Below are 15948 nucleotides of genomic sequence, written 5' to 3' on the forward strand. Positions count from 1 at the left end.
GCCCGGATCAGACCTGGTCGGCGGCGAAGGTGTCGCAGGAGGCGATCGTGCCCTGCTCGTAGCCGGTGGTGAACCAGGCCCGACGCTGCTCCGAGGAGCCGTGGGTCCAGGTCTCGGGCCGCACCTGCCCGCCGGCGACGTCGCCCTGGATGTGGTCGTCGCCCACGGCGCTGGCGGCCGAGAGCGCGGACTCGATGTCCTCCGCGGTCAGCGGCTGCAGCATCGCATTGCCCTCGTCGTCCACCGATTTCGCGGCGTGGTGCGCCCACACCCCGGCGTAGCAGTCGGCCTGCAGCTCGAGCCGCACCCCGTCGGACTGCGGACCGGTCTGCGAGCGGTCCGCGGTCTCCATCACCCCGGTCAGGTACTGGATGTGGTGGCCGTACTCGTGGGCGACCACGTACATCTTCGCGAGCTGCCCGCCGTCGGCCCCGTACTGGGTGGCCAGCGAGTCGAAGAAGGACACGTCGACGTAGAGGGTCATGTCGGCCGGGCAGTAGAAGGGGCCGACGTCGGCGGTCGCCGCACCGCAGCCGGTCTGCACCTGGCCCTCGAAGATGCGGCCCTGTGCCTCGACGAAGTCGATGCCCTCGGCGGGGGCGAGCTGCCCCCACGTGGAGTCCGCGGACTCCACGGTCGCCTGGACCAGGCAGTCGTCGCGCTCGTTGGCGTCGGCACCGGTGAGGCAGTGGTCCAGCGAGCCGCCCTCGGCCGCCGGCCCCTGCTGCGTGCTGCTGCCGCCGCCGAGCAGGTCCAGCGGGTTGCCGCCGATCAGCGTGTAGATCAGGACCACCACGAGCAGCAGGCAGCCGGCGCCGCCGCCGAGCTTGAGCCCGCCTCCGCCCCGCCCGCCGCCTCGCGGGGAGAAGCCGCCCCCGCCACGACCTGCGGCGGAGACGTTGTCGGAGCGGATCTCCGCGTTCGGGTTGAAGGTCATGCGCACAGAGTAGACCGGGAGTCCGCTGTGAACGGCCGGAACAGCGTTCGTGGAGGTCCTGGGCAGGAGGCGGGCGGGCCGGGGCGCGCGCCCGGGGCGGGCACCTAGACTCGGGGGCGGGCCGACGAGGTCCGACTCCTCCACCACGACCTCCGGGAGCCACCTGCATGAACATTGTCGACTGGGCCGTCTCGACCATGGACGCCCTCGGGCCGGTCGGCGTGTTCCTGCTGATCTTCCTCGAGAACATCTTCCCGCCGATCCCCTCCGAGGTGATCCTGCCGCTGGCGGGCGTGACCTCTGCCGGGCCGAACCAGTCCTTCTGGCTGATGCTGCCGGCCTCGATCGCGGGATCCGTCGTCGGGGCGTGGCTGCTCTACGGGATCGGGCGCCTGCTGGGCCCCGAGCGGCTGCGGGTCATCTTCATCCGCCTGCCGCTGGTGCACGTGGAGGACTACGACAAGACCGTCGCGTTCATGGACGAGCACGGCTACAAGGCGATCTTCTTCGGTCGCTTCGTGCCCGGCATCCGCTCGCTGATCTCGATCCCGGCCGGCCTCTACGCGATGCCGATCGGGATGTTCACCCTGCTCACCGCGATCGGCAGCGGCATCTGGAACACCCTGTTCATCACCATCGGCTACTTCATGGGCTCGAACTGGACCGTCATCGAGCCCTACACCGACATCTTCTCCAACGTCGCCTACGCCGTGATCGTGCTGATCGTGCTGTGGTTCGCGGTCAGGCTCGTGCTGCGCGAGCGCAAGCGCCGCAGGCTCGACCTGCCCGACCCCGACGCCGAGGAGCTCGAGGCGCTCGAGGAGGAGAAGGACCAGGAGCGCGCCGAGGAGCGATGAGCGAGGCTCCCCGCGCAGCGGACCCCGGCCGCGAGGTCGGCGTCGGCCCCCATCCCGAGCCCTGGCCCGAGGACCCCCGCCTGGACCCCGAGCTGCTCGCCGGCGGCGACCGCCGCAACGTCGAGGACCGCTTCCGCTACTGGCGGCGCGAGGCGATCATCGCCGAGCTCGACACCCGCCGCCACGACCTCCACGTCGCGATCGAGAACCTCGAGCACGACGCGAACATCGGCTCCGTGGTGCGCACCGCGAACGCCTTCGCCGTCGGCGCCTTCCACATCGTCGGCAGGCGCCGCTGGAACCGGCGGGGCGCCATGGTCACCGACCGCTACCAGCACGAGATCCACCACCCCGACGCCGCTCACCTGATCGCCTGGGCGCGGGAGGAGGGCAGGCCACTGGTCGCGATAGATCTGGTGCCCGGGGCGGTCCCGCTCGAGCGCACCGCCCTGCCCCGGAACGCCGTGCTCGTGGTGGGGCAGGAGGGGCCCGGGGTGAGCCGCGAGATGCTGGAGGCGGCGGATCTCGTCGTCGGCATCACCCAGTTCGGCTCGACCCGTTCGCTGAACGTCGCCGCGGCCGCCGCGATCGCGATGCACGCCTGGGTCCTCCTGCACGCCGAGATCCCCGAGGGCCCGCTGCGCTGAGCCGTCCACGCGGGACCCCCGGCCGGAGGATGCCGGGTGCGCTGTGGAACAATGGGCACGATCGGACGACCCCGCGCGGAGCACCGCCGGTCGTCATCGACCCCACCGACGAAGGAGAGTGCCCCCATGGCAGTCGTTTCCCCGGATCAGTACGCAGAGATGATCGATCGCGCCAAGGCGGGCAAGTTCGCCTACCCGGCCGTGAACGTCTCCAGCTCGCAGACCGCCACCGCCGCCCTCCAGGGCTTCGCCGAGGCGAACTCCGACGGCATCATCCAGGTGTCCTTCGGCGGCGCCGAGTACCTCTCCGGCTCCACCATCAAGGACCGCGTCGCGGGCTCCATCGCTCTGGCCGAGTACGTCCACGCCGTCGCGAAGAACTACCCGATCAACGTCGCGCTGCACACCGACCACTGCGCCAAGGAGGTCCTCCCCACCTGGGTCGAGCCCCTCATCGAGTGGGACCTCGAGAACCGCGTGAGCAAGGGCCTGGACCCGCTGTTCCAGTCGCACATGTGGGACGGCTCCGCCGTGCCGGTCGACGAGAACCTCGAGATCGCCGAGAAGCTGCTCGAGAAGTCCGTCGCCGCCAAGAAGATCCTCGAGATCGAGGTCGGCGTCGTCGGCGGCGAGGAGGACGGCGTGGAGGCGAACGTCTCCAACGACAAGCTCTTCTCCACCCCCGAGGACGGCCTGAAGACCGCCAAGAAGCTCGGCCTGGGCGAGCGCGGCCGCTACCTCACCGCACTGACCTTCGGCAACGTGCACGGCGTGTACAAGCCGGGCAACGTGAAGCTGCGCCCCTCCGTCCTGCTGGACATCCAGAAGGCCGTCGGCGCCGAGTACGGCCAGGACATGCCCTTCGACCTGGTGATGCACGGCGGCTCCGGCTCCACCCTGGAGGAGATCCAGGAGGCCGTCGACAACGGCGTCATCAAGATGAACATCGACACCGACACCCAGTACGCCTTCACCCGCCCCGTCGTCTCGCACATGTTCGAGAACTACTCGGGCGTGCTGAAGGTCGACGGCGAGGTCGGCAACAAGAAGGCCTACGACCCCCGCGCCTGGGGCAAGAAGGCCGAGGCCGGCATGGCCGCCCGCATCGTCGAGGCCTGCGAGAACCTCCGCTCGGCCGGCACCCACCAGGCCTGAGTGACGACCTGATGCGCTGAGCGCCGACCCGGCGCCTGCACGAGAAGGACCCCGGAGCCCCATGGCTCCGGGGTTCTTCCCTGTCCGGAGACGACCCGGTCGCCTCGGCCCGCCGCGCCGCTCCTGCGCCTCCCGCGGCGCTCCTGCCCCGCCCGCGTTGCTCCTGCCCCGCGCGCGGCGGGGCGGCGAGGTCTTGTGAGTCCCAGGACCCATGCGCTGTCACGCATGGGTCCTGGGACTCACAAAAGGTGGCGGCCCGCAGGGCGCCCGACGGGTGCACGAGTGGCGGCCGAGGGACGGCCGTCGAGGCGGCGGTCGGGGCGGCCGGCGGGGTGGCCCCGGGGGGTGGTCGGCGGCCGTCAGCTCACCAGCGGTTGCCCTGCGCGCGGCCCATGACCCGCTTCAGCGCGGGCAGCACGTCGGCCAGGAAGATCCCGGCGATGATCACGCCGGCCAGCATGAACAGCATGTTGCTGCCGCGGCCGATCGGGTACGGCAGGGAGAGGAAGCCCAGCAGCATCGCGACGCCGGTCAGCACGCACCAGAACACCTTCGAGCGCTTGCCCGCGGCCGTGTAGGCGTCGGGGCGGAAGCGCAGCGCGTTGACGAACGCCCAGATCTCGAGGGCGAGCAGGGCCACGGCGAGGATCAGGAAGATCCACATCTGGATGAGGGCGATCATCGCTCCAGGATAGGGGCGCGCCCTGGACGCTCTCCGCAGACGCGCCCCTCGCCCCCTGGACCGCGCTGCTCGTGCCCGGGGGCCGCGGCGACCGCGCCCTGGGCCGCGCCACCCGCTCAGCGGCGGCGGTCGGGGTCCGAGCGGTCCGTGATCAGCAGCTCGAGCGCCTCGGTCGTGGCGGGCGGCTCCACCGCCTTCATCTCCATCGTCATCGGGCGCGGGCCGATCGCGTCGCCGTCGGCGGCGATGACCAGGCTCGGCAGGAACTTCTTCGCCTCTGCGGCGGTGAGCCCCGTGGCCTGCAGCAGGTCGATCGCGAGCGAGCGCAGCTGGATCGTGAGGGTCACGCCCTCGAAGTGGCCGGCTCGCCCCGGCCGCAGCCCCTCGTCGTTGCGCAGCAGCATCTCGGGGGTGAGATAGGAGCCGAACAGCCGCAGCCGGCGACGCGCCGTGGTGAAGTCGACCTCCTCATGGGTGACGGCGACCCGCAGCTCCTGCACGGCGTCGCGGGCGGCGAGCAGCGCGTCGGCGAGGGTCGAATGGGCGTCCCCGCGCACGGCCTCCAGGAACTCCGCCTGGCGGCGCGCGATCACGCGCAGGTTCCGCATCGCCCGGTCGGAGCCGACCAGCAGGTGCTGGATGCGCTCGACGTCCTCGGCATGGCGCAGCCCGGTGGGGGAGAAGGTCGCCATCTCGTTGGCGACGTCATTGGCCAGGCTCCACTCGTCGGTGTACTTCTGGGAGACGTCGCGCAGATTCCGCAGCGTCGCCCGCGCCACCCCGCGGTCCCCGGTGCGGGCGGAGACGGCAAGGCTGACCAGCGCGTCCTCGAGCTCACGGTAGAAGGAGTCCGCGGCACGGGACTGGAGTCGGCGCGGGTTGCCGGAGAGCAGCAGGTGGATGACGAGCGCCACGCTCACGCCGGTGAGCGCGTCCAGCACCCGCCCTCCCGGGGTCATGGTGGGGGTGGCCGGCATGATCATCACCAGCAGCGACTGGATGGTGACCTGGAAGCCGAAGAGATTGCTGGACTCGAGGAAGCGCGCGAGCATCCCCGCGCCGAACACGACCACCAGGATCTGCCACGCGCCGGAGCCGATCACCTGGCGGGCCAGCTCCCCCAGGAGCACGCCGAGCATCACGCCGCAGCCCAGCTCGACCACCTTGCGCATCTTCTTCTCGATACCGAAGCCGATGATGATGAAGGCGGCGATCGAGGAGAAGAACGGGAACTCGTGCCCCCACACGAACTGGCTGATCAGATAGGCGAGCGAGGCGGCGAGCGCCGCGCGGGCGACCGTGAGCGCGTCGGCGCGGCCGCGGGAGACGCCGCCGCGCAGCCGGCCGGACAGGGCGCCGCGGACGCGCTCGATGACGGGCAGCGGCCCGGTGGGCGTGAGCGAGAAGCGCCTCATGCGGGCACCGGATCCTGGCGCCGACGGCGCAGCAGCTCCTCGAGCTCGAAGGTGTCTCCGTCGCGGGCACCGCGGCCGACGACGAGCGGTGCGGGGGAGGGCTCGGGCGCCTCGCCGCGCAGCCGGGCGAGGAGGCCCCCCTCGACCCGCAGCACGTAGTAGCGACCCTCCGCGTCCACCGCGAGGGAGCGGTCGCGCTTGAGGTACCAGCCGCTCAGGCCGGTGCGCACGGTGCCGCTGCCGCGATAGGGCCGCGCTCGCAGCGGCACCGGGGCGATGCCGTCGGCGAGATAGCCGGCCACCGCCTCCCGGATCAGCGCGGTGGCCCGTGCGTGCTCGTCCTCACGGGCGGCGCGGAGGGCCTGCTCCTTGGCCTCGACCACCTCGCGTCGGTGGCGGGACCACTCCTGCTGCTCGGCCTGGCTGTTCATGACGCCATTCTTCCAGGCCGCGGCGCCGAGCACAGCGGAGCCGGGCAGGAGGTGCGGTGCAGGGGATGTGCGAAGGGCGTGGAGGCGGGGCTCAGAGCTTCGCGGTCGCGGGACGCTCGCCGTGGTCGCGGGGCACCACGACCGGCTCCTGGGAGGCGTCGATCCAGAGCGCGCCGGTCTCGCCGTCGGCCTCGCCGAGGAGCACCTGCACGGACAGCGCGGCATCCAGCGGCACCGCCCGGCGCACGACGGCGAGGGCGATCGGGCCGAGGTCCGCATGGAGGGCCGCGGAGGTGACGGCGCCGACGACCTTCCCGTCGGCCCCGCCCAGGCGCACCTCGCCGCCGGCGGCGACGGGGACGTCCTGGGAGCCGTCGAGATGGAGCATCACCAGGCGCCGCGGCGGCTGGCCCAGGTTCAGCACCTTCGCGACGGTCTCCTGGCCGCGATAGCAGCCCTTGGCGGTGTGCACGCTGGTGCGCAGCAGGTCGAGCTCGTGCGGGATGGTGCGCTCGTCGACCTCGCGCGCCTGGCGGGCGCGATGGTCCGCGATCCGCACCGCCTCCCAGGAGCTCATCCCGGCCAGCTGCCGCTCCTGCCAGGGCAGCGCCTCGAGCGCCGCGGCGGGGAAGACCGAGAGGACCTGGCCGGCCGGGTCCTCGGGCGCAGGGCCGTAGGCGACGCCGCCGGGGGCGACCTCGGGCCAGGGCTCGGACCACACGGCGACGGGCTCGGGCAGGTCGAGGTCCGCGAGCACCTCGGCCGCCGGGGCGAGAGCGCCCAGGACCCGCAGGTCGTCGCGATCGAGGATCTCGACCCGGGCGGCGAAGCGCATCATCTCCAGGTAGCGGCGCAGTCCCGCGCGCGCCCCGGCGTCGAGGACCAGCAGCAGCGACTCCTCTCCGATCACGACGGCCGCGGCGAGATGCTCGACGCGGCCCTGCGGGGAGAGCACCGCGAGGGAGGACGAGGCGCCGACGGGCGTGCCGGTGAGGACCTGGGTGGAGACCGTGGTCATCCAGCTGCGGGCGTCGGGGCCGCTGACCTCGAGCAGCTCGAGCTGGCCGAGGTCGACGGCGGCCTCGCGCTCCAGCAGGCGGCGCTGCTCGCGCAGCGGGGCGCCGTAGTGGGCGGGCACGGACGTGTCCGGGCCCTCGCCGAGGACCGCGCCGTGCAGGGACAGGGGGCGGATCTCGCGCACGGGACCGGACACGGGATCAGACACGATGCAGCTCCAGGGAGAGGTGGGGGAGGAGCGCCGTCTCGCCGGGCGCACCCTCGGGGGCGGGGCCGCGCTGCTCCCAGAGCCACATGAGGCGTCCGGAGATGTAGCCGACCATGCGCGTCGCGGCGACCTCGCCGTCGGCGCCCGGGAGGGCGAGCTGCAGGCGCGGCCCGCGGACCTCGCCGCGCCAGGTCTCCGCGGCCTCGCCGCGGCGCTCGAAGCGCGCTTCCAGATGATGGGAGAGCTGCCCCTCGGGGCTGCCGGGGCGTGCCGCCTCGGCGGCGGCGCGGTCCTGCCCGGGCAGGAGATCGCCGACGGTCCACACGCCGTCCTCGCGGTGCAGCAGGCTCCGCTCGCCGGTCGACGGCGCGGCGGAGGCGTCGTCGTCCCCGTCCTCCGCGCGGGCGAAGGCGCTCGTGGGCGGCAGGGGAGCGGGGGCGTCGACCCGGTGGATCGTCGAGCGCCAGGCGAGGGTGCCGTCCTCCTGGGCGGTGCACACGAGGCGCTGCTCGACGCGCACGTCAGGGGTGTCCGGGGACGGGGCGGCGAGGGCGCCGCTGCCCTCCCACTCGCCGATCAGCCAGGCGAGCGGGTACAGGGAGCGGGGGAGGGAGGGGTCGAGCGTGATGGGCATCGGTGCCGCAGGGCGCTCAGTGGTTGAACAGGCGGCTGATCACCAGCACGGAGAAGCCGAGGACGAGGATGCCCACCAGGACGACGAGGGCGAGGAAGAACAGCGACAGCGCAGACATGGCGACGAGTCTACCGCCGTCAGCCGAACAGTGTGATCGCGAGATGCGCGAGGACGCCCACGGTCGCCACCGGCACCGCCGCCACCGCCAGCGAGGGGACCGGCTCGTGCGCGACGAGCGAGGAGCCCACCAGCAGATGCGCGCTGCTCGCCCCGATCGCCGTCGCCACGCCCAGCATCACCGCGACCGGCAGCGCGAGCGAGGCCAGCGACACCGCGAGCAGGCACGTCAGACCCGCCCCCACCGCCACCGAGAGCACGAAGCGGGGCAGCGCGGGCAGCGGCGTCCAGTCCAGCAGCAGCGTCGCGGCGAGCCCTGTCGCGACGGCGGTGACCATGGCCGTGCTCCCGGAGGCCTGGGCGTCGACCTGGGCGATCACCCAGGTCGCCGCGAGGCCGGCCAGGAACACCCCGGCGACGGTGCCGGTCAGCGAGGAGGTGAGGTCGCGGCGGTCGCGGCGGAGCATCTGGTGGACGAACGCGGCGAAGACCCCCACCGCGCACAGCATCACGATCGCGGAGACGGGGGTGAGGCGCTCGGGGACGAGGACCGCGACCAGCGCGCCGCCGATCCCGGTGCCGGCGACGACCACGCGGGTCCCGATCGCGGAGGGCAGCTCGAGCAGCCCGGGCCAGGAGATCCCGATCAGCAGCCCGAACAGGGCGACGGAGGTCGCCATCAGCACGGGGGAGAGGGGGCCGGTGAGCGAGACGAGCGCCAGGAGCAGCGCGAGGGCGGCGCCGAGGGGTGCGCGCTCGGGAGCGGTCACGGGGCCTCCCTCGCTGTCTCTGCCGGTCGCTCGATGGGGCGCCGACGGCTCGAGGTCCGCGGCGCTACAGTGGCAGTCTACGAGTGCCCGCAGGTGGAGGCATACTCGTGCCGCTCACCACCGCCGTCCGCCGTCCCGGAAGGACCCCATGATCTCCACGGCCGAGCTGTCACAGGAGCACCGTGACCAGATCCTCGATCTGCTCGGCGCGGTGACCGCGCACGACGGCGTCTCCCCGCTCGACGAGGCGGCGAGCCTCGCGCTCGACGGCGACGGCGCCCGGCACCTGCTCCGCCTCGAGGGGGACCGCGCGGTCGCCTACGCCGGCGTGCTCGCCGACGGCACCGTCCAGGGGATGGTGCGCCCGGAGGTGCGCCGCCGCGGCCACGGCACCGCCCTGCTCGAGGCCGCGCTCTCCGAACGGCCCGACGCCGGGGTCTGGGCGCACGGCGCGCTCGAGGGCTCCCTCGCCTTCCTCTCCGCGGCCGGGCTCGTCGAGACGCGCCGCCTGCTCACCCTGCACCGCGCGCTCGGGGCCGATGCCGCGCTCGAGCCCGTGCCCGAGTCCTCCCTGTCCGGGCTGACCCTGGGCGTCTTCGACCCGGTGCGCGACGCGGACGCCTGGGTCGGGGTCAACTCCCGCGCCTTCGCCTCCCATCCCGAGCAGGGGGCGCTCACCCGCGCGGACCTGGAACAGCGCCTCGCCCAACCCTGGTTCGACGCCGAGGACATGGTCGTCGCCCGCCGCGACGGGGCGCTGATCGGATTCGTCTGGGTCAAGCGCGAGCGGCCCGGCGCGACGGACGCCGACGCCGAGATCTACGTCGTGGCGACCGACCCGTCGGTGCAGGGGCACCGCATCGCGGCGGTGCTGCTGGCGACCGCGCTGCGCCGCCTGGCCGAGGGCGGGGTCCCCGGTGTCGAGCTGTACGTCGAGGCGGACAACACCGCCGCGCTGCGCCTGTACGAGCGCTGGGGCTTCGAGGTCTCGGGCCGCGACGTGCAGATGCGCCGTCCGGCAGCGGCCTCGGCATGAGCGTGAGCGTCGGCCCGGGCAAACCGCCTCCCGTCCTCGCCGCCGGCGCCCTCGCCTGGCGCGAGAAGGGTGGGAAGTTGCAGGTGCTGCTCGTGCACCGGCCCCGCTACGACGACTGGTCGGTCCCCAAGGGCAAGCTCGACAAGGGCGAGACCTTCCCCGCGGCCGCGGTGCGGGAGGTCGCCGAGGAGACCGGGTACCGGGTGCGCCTGCACCGGCCGCTGCCCGCCTCCGTGTACCTGCTGCCGGACGGGCGCACCAAGATCGTCCAGTACTGGCTCGGCACCGTCCGGGCGAAGGTCGCGCCCGGTCCGGAGAACGCCGCCGAGATCGACAAGGTCCGCTGGGTCCCGCTGGCGGAGGCCGAGGGGATGGTCGCGCGCCAGGGCGACCAGGTCCTCCTGCAATCGCTGCGACGCTTCGCGGAGTCGGGGGAGCTGCGCACGGCGCCCGTCGTGATCCAGCGCCACGGCGCGGCGGTCTCCCGGGCGAAGTGGCGCCGCGGGGAGGGGGCCCGCCCCTTGAACTCGAAGGGGAAGAAGCAGGCCAAGGCCCTCCCGCCGCTGCTGGACGCCTTCGACCCGGGGAGCGTGGTGAGCAGCCCGTGGGTGCGGTGCCTGAGCACCGTCGAGCCGCTGGCGAAGAACGAGGGCCTCACGGTGCGGACCAAGGGCGAGCTCACCGAGGCCGGCCACGCGGAGCACCCCTCCCGCACCGAGGCGGTCATCGACCGGGTGCTCAGCGAGGCGCGGCCGACGGTCGTGTGCACGCACCGCCCGGTGCTCCCCACGGTCATCGAGGCGGTGCGCCGGGTCTCCCGGCCCGGCGCGGCCCTCGAGCTGCCGCGCGAGGACCCCTATCTCGCCGCCGGCGAGGCCCTGCTGCTGCACGTCACGCCCGAGGGCGTCGTGGTGGCGATCGAACGACACCTGCCGAACATCGGCTGACGACGGACCGGAGAGAGCACGGATGAGCACGCAGTGGGGGCAGGATCCGTACGGGGCCTCGTCGGAGCGGTACGACCCGTACGGGTCCTCGGCGTCGGCGGACCCGTACGGCAGTGCGGAGCAGCACGAGGCGGCGGACCCGTACGGCACGGCAGATCGTCACGGCACGGCGGATCCGTACGGCGCGGCCGATCCGCACGGGGCCCCGCAGCTCGGCGCCGGGGTGCAGGATCCCTACGCCTCCCTGCCCTCGGGCGTGCCCCAGGGCTACTACGCCGCCCCGGGCTACGCCGTCGCGGCGCCGCCGAGCTCCGGGCTCGGGATCGCCGGCTTCGTGGTCGGCCTGCTCGGGCTCACCCTGTGCGGAACGCTCGTCTCGCCCGTCGGCCTGGTGCTGTCGATCCTGGGCATGCGGGAGACGGCCCCGACCGCGTCCCCGCCGAAGGGAGGCCGCGGGCTCACGATCACCGGACTGATCCTCTCGATCATCGGCACGGTCGCGCTGCTGCTCATCATCGCCTACTTCGTGGTCATGTTCGTGATCGCAGGGGTGGCCGCCAGCTCCGGCTACTGAGGGGTATGCCGAACGTGTCCCAGCCCACTGGAAGTCGGACGAAACGGGAGTGTGATCCGTTCGTAATCCGGCCAGGACCTGCGAGTTCATGGGGGCGGGAAGGCTGTTCACCCGCTGTTCACACAACGACGGGCCCCGCGTCATCTCCCCTCCCTAGGTTCGCCGCTGACAGACGTCAGCAGGTGTGAACCCGGGCCGAAGGCCCCGAAAGGACTCGCAGTGAACGTTCGCAAGAACAAGCTCGTCTCGCTCGCAGCGCTCGGACTCGTCGGCGGCCTGGCGCTGTCCGCGTGCGGCGGCGGCTCGGAGAACGGCGGCACGGACGGCGCCTCCGACGGCGGCGGCGCGGCAGGCGGCTACGCGGAGCTCTCCGGCAACCTCGCCGGCTCGGGCTCGTCCGCGATGCAGACCGCCCAGACCGCGTGGACCGAGTCCTTCATGGGCCTCACCCAGGCCGAGGGCGGTGACCTCACGGTCACCTACGACCCCACCGGCTCCGGCACCGGCCGTGAGCAGTTCCTCTCCGGCCAGGTGCAGTTCGCCGGCACCGACGCCGCCCTGGACGAGGAGGAGCTCACCAAGTCCGTCGAGGTGTGCAACGACTCGCAGGCCTTCAACCTGCCGGTCTACATCTCCCCGATCGCCGTGGTCTTCAACCTCGAGGGCGTCGACTCCCTGAACCTGACCCCCGAGGTCATCGCCGGGATCTTCGCGGGCGACATCACCAAGTGGAACGACCCGGCGATCGCCGAGTCGAACCCCGACGCCGAGCTGCCCGACAAGGACATCGTTCCCGTCCACCGCTCCGACGACTCGGGCACCACCGAGAACTTCACCGAATACCTCTCCGAGAACGCACCCGACGCCTGGACCCACGGTCCGATCGAGACCTGGCCGATCGACGGCGGCCAGTCCGGCGACGGCACCTCCGGCGTGAAGTCCACTGTCGAGGGCGGCGACGGCACCATCGGCTACATCGACGCCTCCCAGGCCTCCGGCCTCGGCACCGCCGCGATCCAGGTCGGCGACGAGTTCGTCGAGTACAGCGCCGGCGCCGCCGCCAAGGCCGTCGACGTCTCCCCGCGCGAGGAGGGCCGCGAGGAGAACGACATCGTCGTGGAGCTCGACCGCACCACCGAGGAGGCCGGCGTCTACCCGATCGTGCTCGTCTCCTACCTCGCGCTGTGCGGCTCCTACGCCGACTCCGCGCAGGGCGAGGCCGTCAAGGCCTACGCCTCCTACATGGTCTCCGAGGAGGGCCAGGCCAACGCTGCCGAGGCCGCCGGCTCCGCCCCGATCTCCGAGGAGCTGCGCACCGACGCCCAGGCCGCGATCGACGGCATCACCGTCGGCTGATCCCGCCACCTCACGACAGCGTGTCGCCGGGCCGCACCGGCCCGGCGACATCGCTGTCCCCGCCGTCATCACCCCGGCCAGCGCCCCGCGCGCGAGCCGTGAGCTCGGAGGAAGGTCCCCATGAGCACAGCTGACATCGAACCGGACGCGGCATCGGCCCCGCCCGCCTCCATGAAGTCCGGTGGCCGCCGTTTCGGCGACGCGCTCTTCAACGCCCTGAGCGTCGGCTCCGGGCTCCTCATCTTCGTCACCCTCGCCGCGGTGGCCATCTTCCTCACCCTGGAGTCCCTCCCCGCGATCATCGCGAGCCGCGAGTTCTCCGGCTCCGCGGACTTCTCGCTGATCGAGTACTCCCTGCCGCTCGTGTTCGGCACCGTGCTCGCCTCCGCGATCGCGCTGGTGATCGCGATCCCGATCTCCCTCGGCATCGCCCTGTTCATCTCGCACTTCGCGCCGCGCCGCCTGGCCTCGGCTCTCGGCTACATGATCGACCTGCTCGCCGCCGTCCCCTCGGTCGTCTACGGCCTGTGGGGAGGCGTGTGGCTCGTCCCCAAGCTCGAGCCGCTCTACGTCTTCCTCAACACCTACTTCGGCTGGATCCCGCTGTTCGCCGGCGAGCCGACGGCGCCGATGCGCAACCTCGCCTCCGCCTCCGTGGTCCTGGCCGTGATGGTCCTGCCGATCATCACCGCCGTCTCCCGCGAGGTCTTCCTCCAGACCCCGCGCCTGCAGGAGGAGGCCGCGCTCGCGCTCGGCGCCACCCGCTGGGAGACCATCCGCACCGTCGTGCTGCCCTTCGGCCGCGGCGGCGTCGTCGCCGCGTCGATGCTGGGCCTCGGCCGTGCGCTCGGCGAGACCATGGCCGTGCTGATGATCCTCGCGCCCGGCGCGACCTTCTCCCTGCACATCCTCGAGGTCGGCCGCCACAACACGATCGCCGCGAACATCGCCTCGAAGCAAGCGGAGGCCTCCGGCGTCGACATGTCCCTGCTCATCTTCACCGGCCTGGTGCTGTTCATGCTGACCTTCGTCATCAACGCCATCGCCCGGTGGATCGTCGCCCGCAGCGGCCCCAAGAGCTGAGAGGTCCCCCATGAGCACCCCCACCACCGTGCGGACCGAGCCCTCGGTCCACCGCCCCCGCGACGAGCGCCGCCTGCCCTGGTACCACCTCGTCTTCACCGGCCTCGCCGGCCTCCTGGTCGCCATCGCCGTGCTGGCGATCGTCGGCGCCCTCTCGGTCACCAACGCCATCCTGCTGGGCTTCGTCCTGCACCTGCTCTTCGGCTGGGGCTACTCGCTCCTGCGCGAGGGCCCCCGCTGGGCGACCGACCGGCTCATGACCCTGCTGGTCATCGGCGCGTTCGCGATCTCGATGTTCCCGCTGGTGTCGCTGCTGTGGTCCGTGATCTCCCGCGGCCTGGTGCGAGTCGTGGCCGCGAAGCCGACCACCTTCGCCTTCTGGACCGAGGACATGTCCGGCATCATCGGCGGCGCGGACGCCGGCGGCGTCTTCCACGCGATCGTCGGCACGCTGCTGATCACGCTGTGGGCCTCGATCATCTCGATCCCCGTCGGCCTGTTCACCGCGATCTTCCTGGTCGAGTACGCGAACGTGGGCTGGAAGCGGACCCTCGGTCGCGGCGTCACCTTCCTCGTCGACGTGATGACCGGCATCCCCTCGATCGTGGCGGGCCTGTTCGGCCTGGCGGTGTTCATCGCCTTCATGCCGGACCAGTCCGTGCGCATGGGCATCATGGGCGCCGTCGCGCTCTCGCTGCTGATGATCCCCACCGTGGTCCGCAACAGCGAGGAGATGCTCCGCCTGGTCCCCATGGACCTGCGCGAGGCCGCCTACGCGCTCGGCGTGCCCAAGTGGCTCACGATCGTCAAGGTGGTGCTGCGCACCGCGATCGCGGGCCTGACCACCGGCATCACCCTCGCCATCGCCCGCGTCATCGGCGAGACCGCGCCGCTGCTGCTCACGGTCGGCATGGTCACCTCGGTGAACTGGAACATGTTCGACGGCCGCATGGCGACCCTGCCCACCTTCATCAACCAGCAGTACCGGAACGGCAGTGCGAACTGCATGTCGGACACGGTCACCAACCCGATCAACCAGGAGGTGTACGCCTGTGCGGTCAGCACCAACATCGACCGCGCCTGGGCGGCCGCCTTCACCCTGATCGTGATCGTGATGGTCCTGAACATCATCGCGCGCATGATCAGCCACTACTTCTCCCCGAAGCTCAGCCGCTGAGCCGGGCCACCCACGCGAAAGGACATCTGATGGCAGCCCCCCAGCCCATCAACGTCGAGGACCTGAACATCTACTACGGCGACTTCCTCGCCGTCGAGGGTGTCGACGTGCAGATCCGGCCCCGTTCGGTCACGGCCCTCATCGGCCCCTCCGGCTGCGGCAAGTCGACCTTCCTGCGCACGCTGAACCGCATGCACGAGGTCATCCCCGGCGCGTACGCGAAGGGCAAGGTCGAGATCAACGGCGAGGACATCTACGACGCCAAGGTCGACCCGGTCAACGTGCGTCGCCGCGTCGGCATGGTGTTCCAGAAGGCCAACCCCTTCCCGACCATGTCGATCCGTGACAACGTGCTCGCGGGCGTGAAGCTCAACAACCGCCGGATCTCGAAGTCCGCGGCCGACGAGCTGGTCGAGCGCGCGCTGAAGGGCGCGAACCTCTGGAACGAGGTCAAGGACCGTCTCGACAAGCCCGGCATGGGCCTGTCCGGCGGTCAGCAGCAGCGTCTGTGCATCGCTCGCACCATCGCGGTCAAGCCCGAGGTCGTCCTCATGGACGAGCCCTGCTCGGCGCTCGACCCGATCTCGACCCTCGCGATCGAGGACCTCATCCACGAGATGAAGGAGGAGTACACGATCGTCATCGTCACGCACAACATGCAGCAGGCGTCCCGCGTCTCCGACCGCACCGGCTTCTTCAACATCGCCGGCACCGGCAAGCCCGGGCACCTGATCGAGATCGACGACACCGACACGATCTTCACCAACCCCAGCAACAAGCAGACCGAGGACTACATCTCCGGCCGCTTCGGCTGATCGACGTACTGGCGAGGAACGAGCCGGTAGGAGATCAGCGAGGTGGACGGAGTCTGATCGACGTACTGGCGAGGAACGAGCCGGTAGGAG

17 protein-coding genes are annotated in these 15948 nt (G+C 71.9%); 10 read left to right on the forward strand and 7 right to left on the reverse strand.

Annotation, left to right across the window (positions count from 1 at the left end; translation table 11 throughout):
• Positions 1-7: 7 nt before the first annotated feature.
• Positions 8-937, reverse strand: a complete 930-nt coding sequence (locus Y09_RS02730; RefSeq protein WP_082358594.1) for a neutral zinc metallopeptidase — start codon at positions 935-937, stop codon at positions 8-10.
• A 167-nt stretch (positions 938-1104) separates the two neighbouring features.
• Here Y09_RS02730 and Y09_RS02735 point away from each other — a divergent pair, with 167 nt between their 5' ends.
• The 3 genes from Y09_RS02735 to fbaA all read left to right on the forward strand — a co-directional run bounded on the left by Y09_RS02735 (position 1105) and on the right by fbaA (position 3596).
• The gene (locus Y09_RS02735) at positions 1105-1794 is read left to right on the forward strand and encodes a DedA family protein (RefSeq protein ID WP_053916125.1); all 690 of its coding nucleotides are present in this window, start codon (positions 1105-1107) and stop codon (positions 1792-1794) included.
• Positions 1791-2441: a TrmH family RNA methyltransferase gene (locus Y09_RS02740; protein WP_053916126.1), complete on the forward strand. Its 651-nt coding sequence runs from the start codon at positions 1791-1793 to the stop codon at positions 2439-2441. The genes Y09_RS02735 and Y09_RS02740 overlap by 4 nt, the downstream gene beginning before the upstream one ends.
• Positions 2442-2567: 126 nt before the next feature.
• Positions 2568-3596, forward strand: coding sequence for a class II fructose-bisphosphate aldolase (fbaA, locus tag Y09_RS02745; protein ID WP_010549550.1), 1029 nt, complete (start codon positions 2568-2570; stop codon positions 3594-3596).
• A gap of 364 nt (positions 3597-3960) precedes the next feature.
• On the opposite strand, the gene Y09_RS02750 is transcribed toward fbaA, so the two are convergent.
• From Y09_RS02750 to Y09_RS02775, 6 genes are all read right to left on the reverse strand, one after another.
• Positions 3961-4278 (reverse strand): DUF2516 family protein, encoded by a 318-nt coding sequence (locus tag Y09_RS02750; protein ID WP_053916127.1) that lies wholly within the window; start codon positions 4276-4278, stop codon positions 3961-3963.
• A gap of 116 nt (positions 4279-4394) precedes the next feature.
• Complete coding sequence (locus Y09_RS02755) at positions 4395-5693, reverse strand: aromatic acid exporter family protein (protein ID WP_053916128.1); 1299 nt, start codon at positions 5691-5693, stop codon at positions 4395-4397.
• Positions 5690-6124, reverse strand: a complete 435-nt coding sequence (locus tag Y09_RS02760; RefSeq protein ID WP_010549553.1) for a hypothetical protein — start codon at positions 6122-6124, stop codon at positions 5690-5692. Before Y09_RS02760 ends, Y09_RS02755 begins: the two co-directional genes overlap by 4 nt.
• A gap of 91 nt (positions 6125-6215) precedes the next feature.
• On the reverse strand, positions 6216-7349 hold the full coding sequence (locus tag Y09_RS02765) for a folate-binding protein YgfZ (RefSeq protein ID WP_053916129.1): 1134 nt from the start codon (positions 7347-7349) through the stop codon (positions 6216-6218).
• Positions 7342-7983 carry a heme-binding beta-barrel domain-containing protein gene (locus tag Y09_RS02770; protein ID WP_010549555.1) on the reverse strand — a complete coding sequence of 214 codons (642 nt, stop codon included), beginning with the start codon at positions 7981-7983 and terminating at the stop codon, positions 7342-7344. Before Y09_RS02770 ends, Y09_RS02765 begins: the two co-directional genes overlap by 8 nt.
• A gap of 137 nt (positions 7984-8120) precedes the next feature.
• Positions 8121-8870: a hypothetical protein gene (locus Y09_RS02775; protein WP_053916130.1), complete on the reverse strand. Its 750-nt coding sequence runs from the start codon at positions 8868-8870 to the stop codon at positions 8121-8123.
• 148 nt (positions 8871-9018) lie between these two features.
• Between Y09_RS02775 and mshD the strand changes: the two genes are divergently transcribed.
• From mshD to pstB, 7 genes are all read left to right on the forward strand, one after another.
• Positions 9019-9906, forward strand: a complete 888-nt coding sequence (gene mshD / locus Y09_RS02780) for a mycothiol synthase (protein WP_053916131.1) — start codon at positions 9019-9021, stop codon at positions 9904-9906.
• The gene (locus Y09_RS02785) at positions 9903-10853 is read left to right on the forward strand and encodes an NUDIX hydrolase (RefSeq protein ID WP_053916132.1); all 951 of its coding nucleotides are present in this window, start codon (positions 9903-9905) and stop codon (positions 10851-10853) included. Before mshD ends, Y09_RS02785 begins: the two co-directional genes overlap by 4 nt.
• A 22-nt stretch (positions 10854-10875) precedes the next feature.
• On the forward strand, positions 10876-11427 hold the full coding sequence (locus Y09_RS02790) for a DUF4190 domain-containing protein (protein WP_053916133.1): 552 nt from the start codon (positions 10876-10878) through the stop codon (positions 11425-11427).
• A 219-nt stretch (positions 11428-11646) separates the two neighbouring features.
• Positions 11647-12783, forward strand: coding sequence for a phosphate ABC transporter substrate-binding protein PstS (pstS, locus tag Y09_RS02795; protein WP_053916134.1), 1137 nt, complete (start codon positions 11647-11649; stop codon positions 12781-12783).
• A 120-nt stretch (positions 12784-12903) separates the two neighbouring features.
• Positions 12904-13866: a phosphate ABC transporter permease subunit PstC gene (gene pstC, locus Y09_RS02800; protein ID WP_053916135.1), complete on the forward strand. Its 963-nt coding sequence runs from the start codon at positions 12904-12906 to the stop codon at positions 13864-13866.
• A 10-nt stretch (positions 13867-13876) separates the two neighbouring features.
• Entirely contained in the window at positions 13877-15043 is a 1167-nt protein-coding gene (pstA, locus tag Y09_RS02805) for a phosphate ABC transporter permease PstA (RefSeq protein WP_053916136.1), read from the forward strand.
• A 29-nt stretch (positions 15044-15072) separates the two neighbouring features.
• Positions 15073-15858 (forward strand): phosphate ABC transporter ATP-binding protein PstB, encoded by a 786-nt coding sequence (gene pstB / locus Y09_RS02810; protein ID WP_053916137.1) that lies wholly within the window; start codon positions 15073-15075, stop codon positions 15856-15858.
• Positions 15859-15948 lie beyond the last annotated feature (90 nt).

Origin of the sequence: Brachybacterium sp. SW0106-09 (assembly GCF_001293905.1) — a bacterium.
Taxonomy (GTDB): domain Bacteria; phylum Actinomycetota; class Actinomycetes; order Actinomycetales; family Dermabacteraceae; genus Brachybacterium; species Brachybacterium conglomeratum.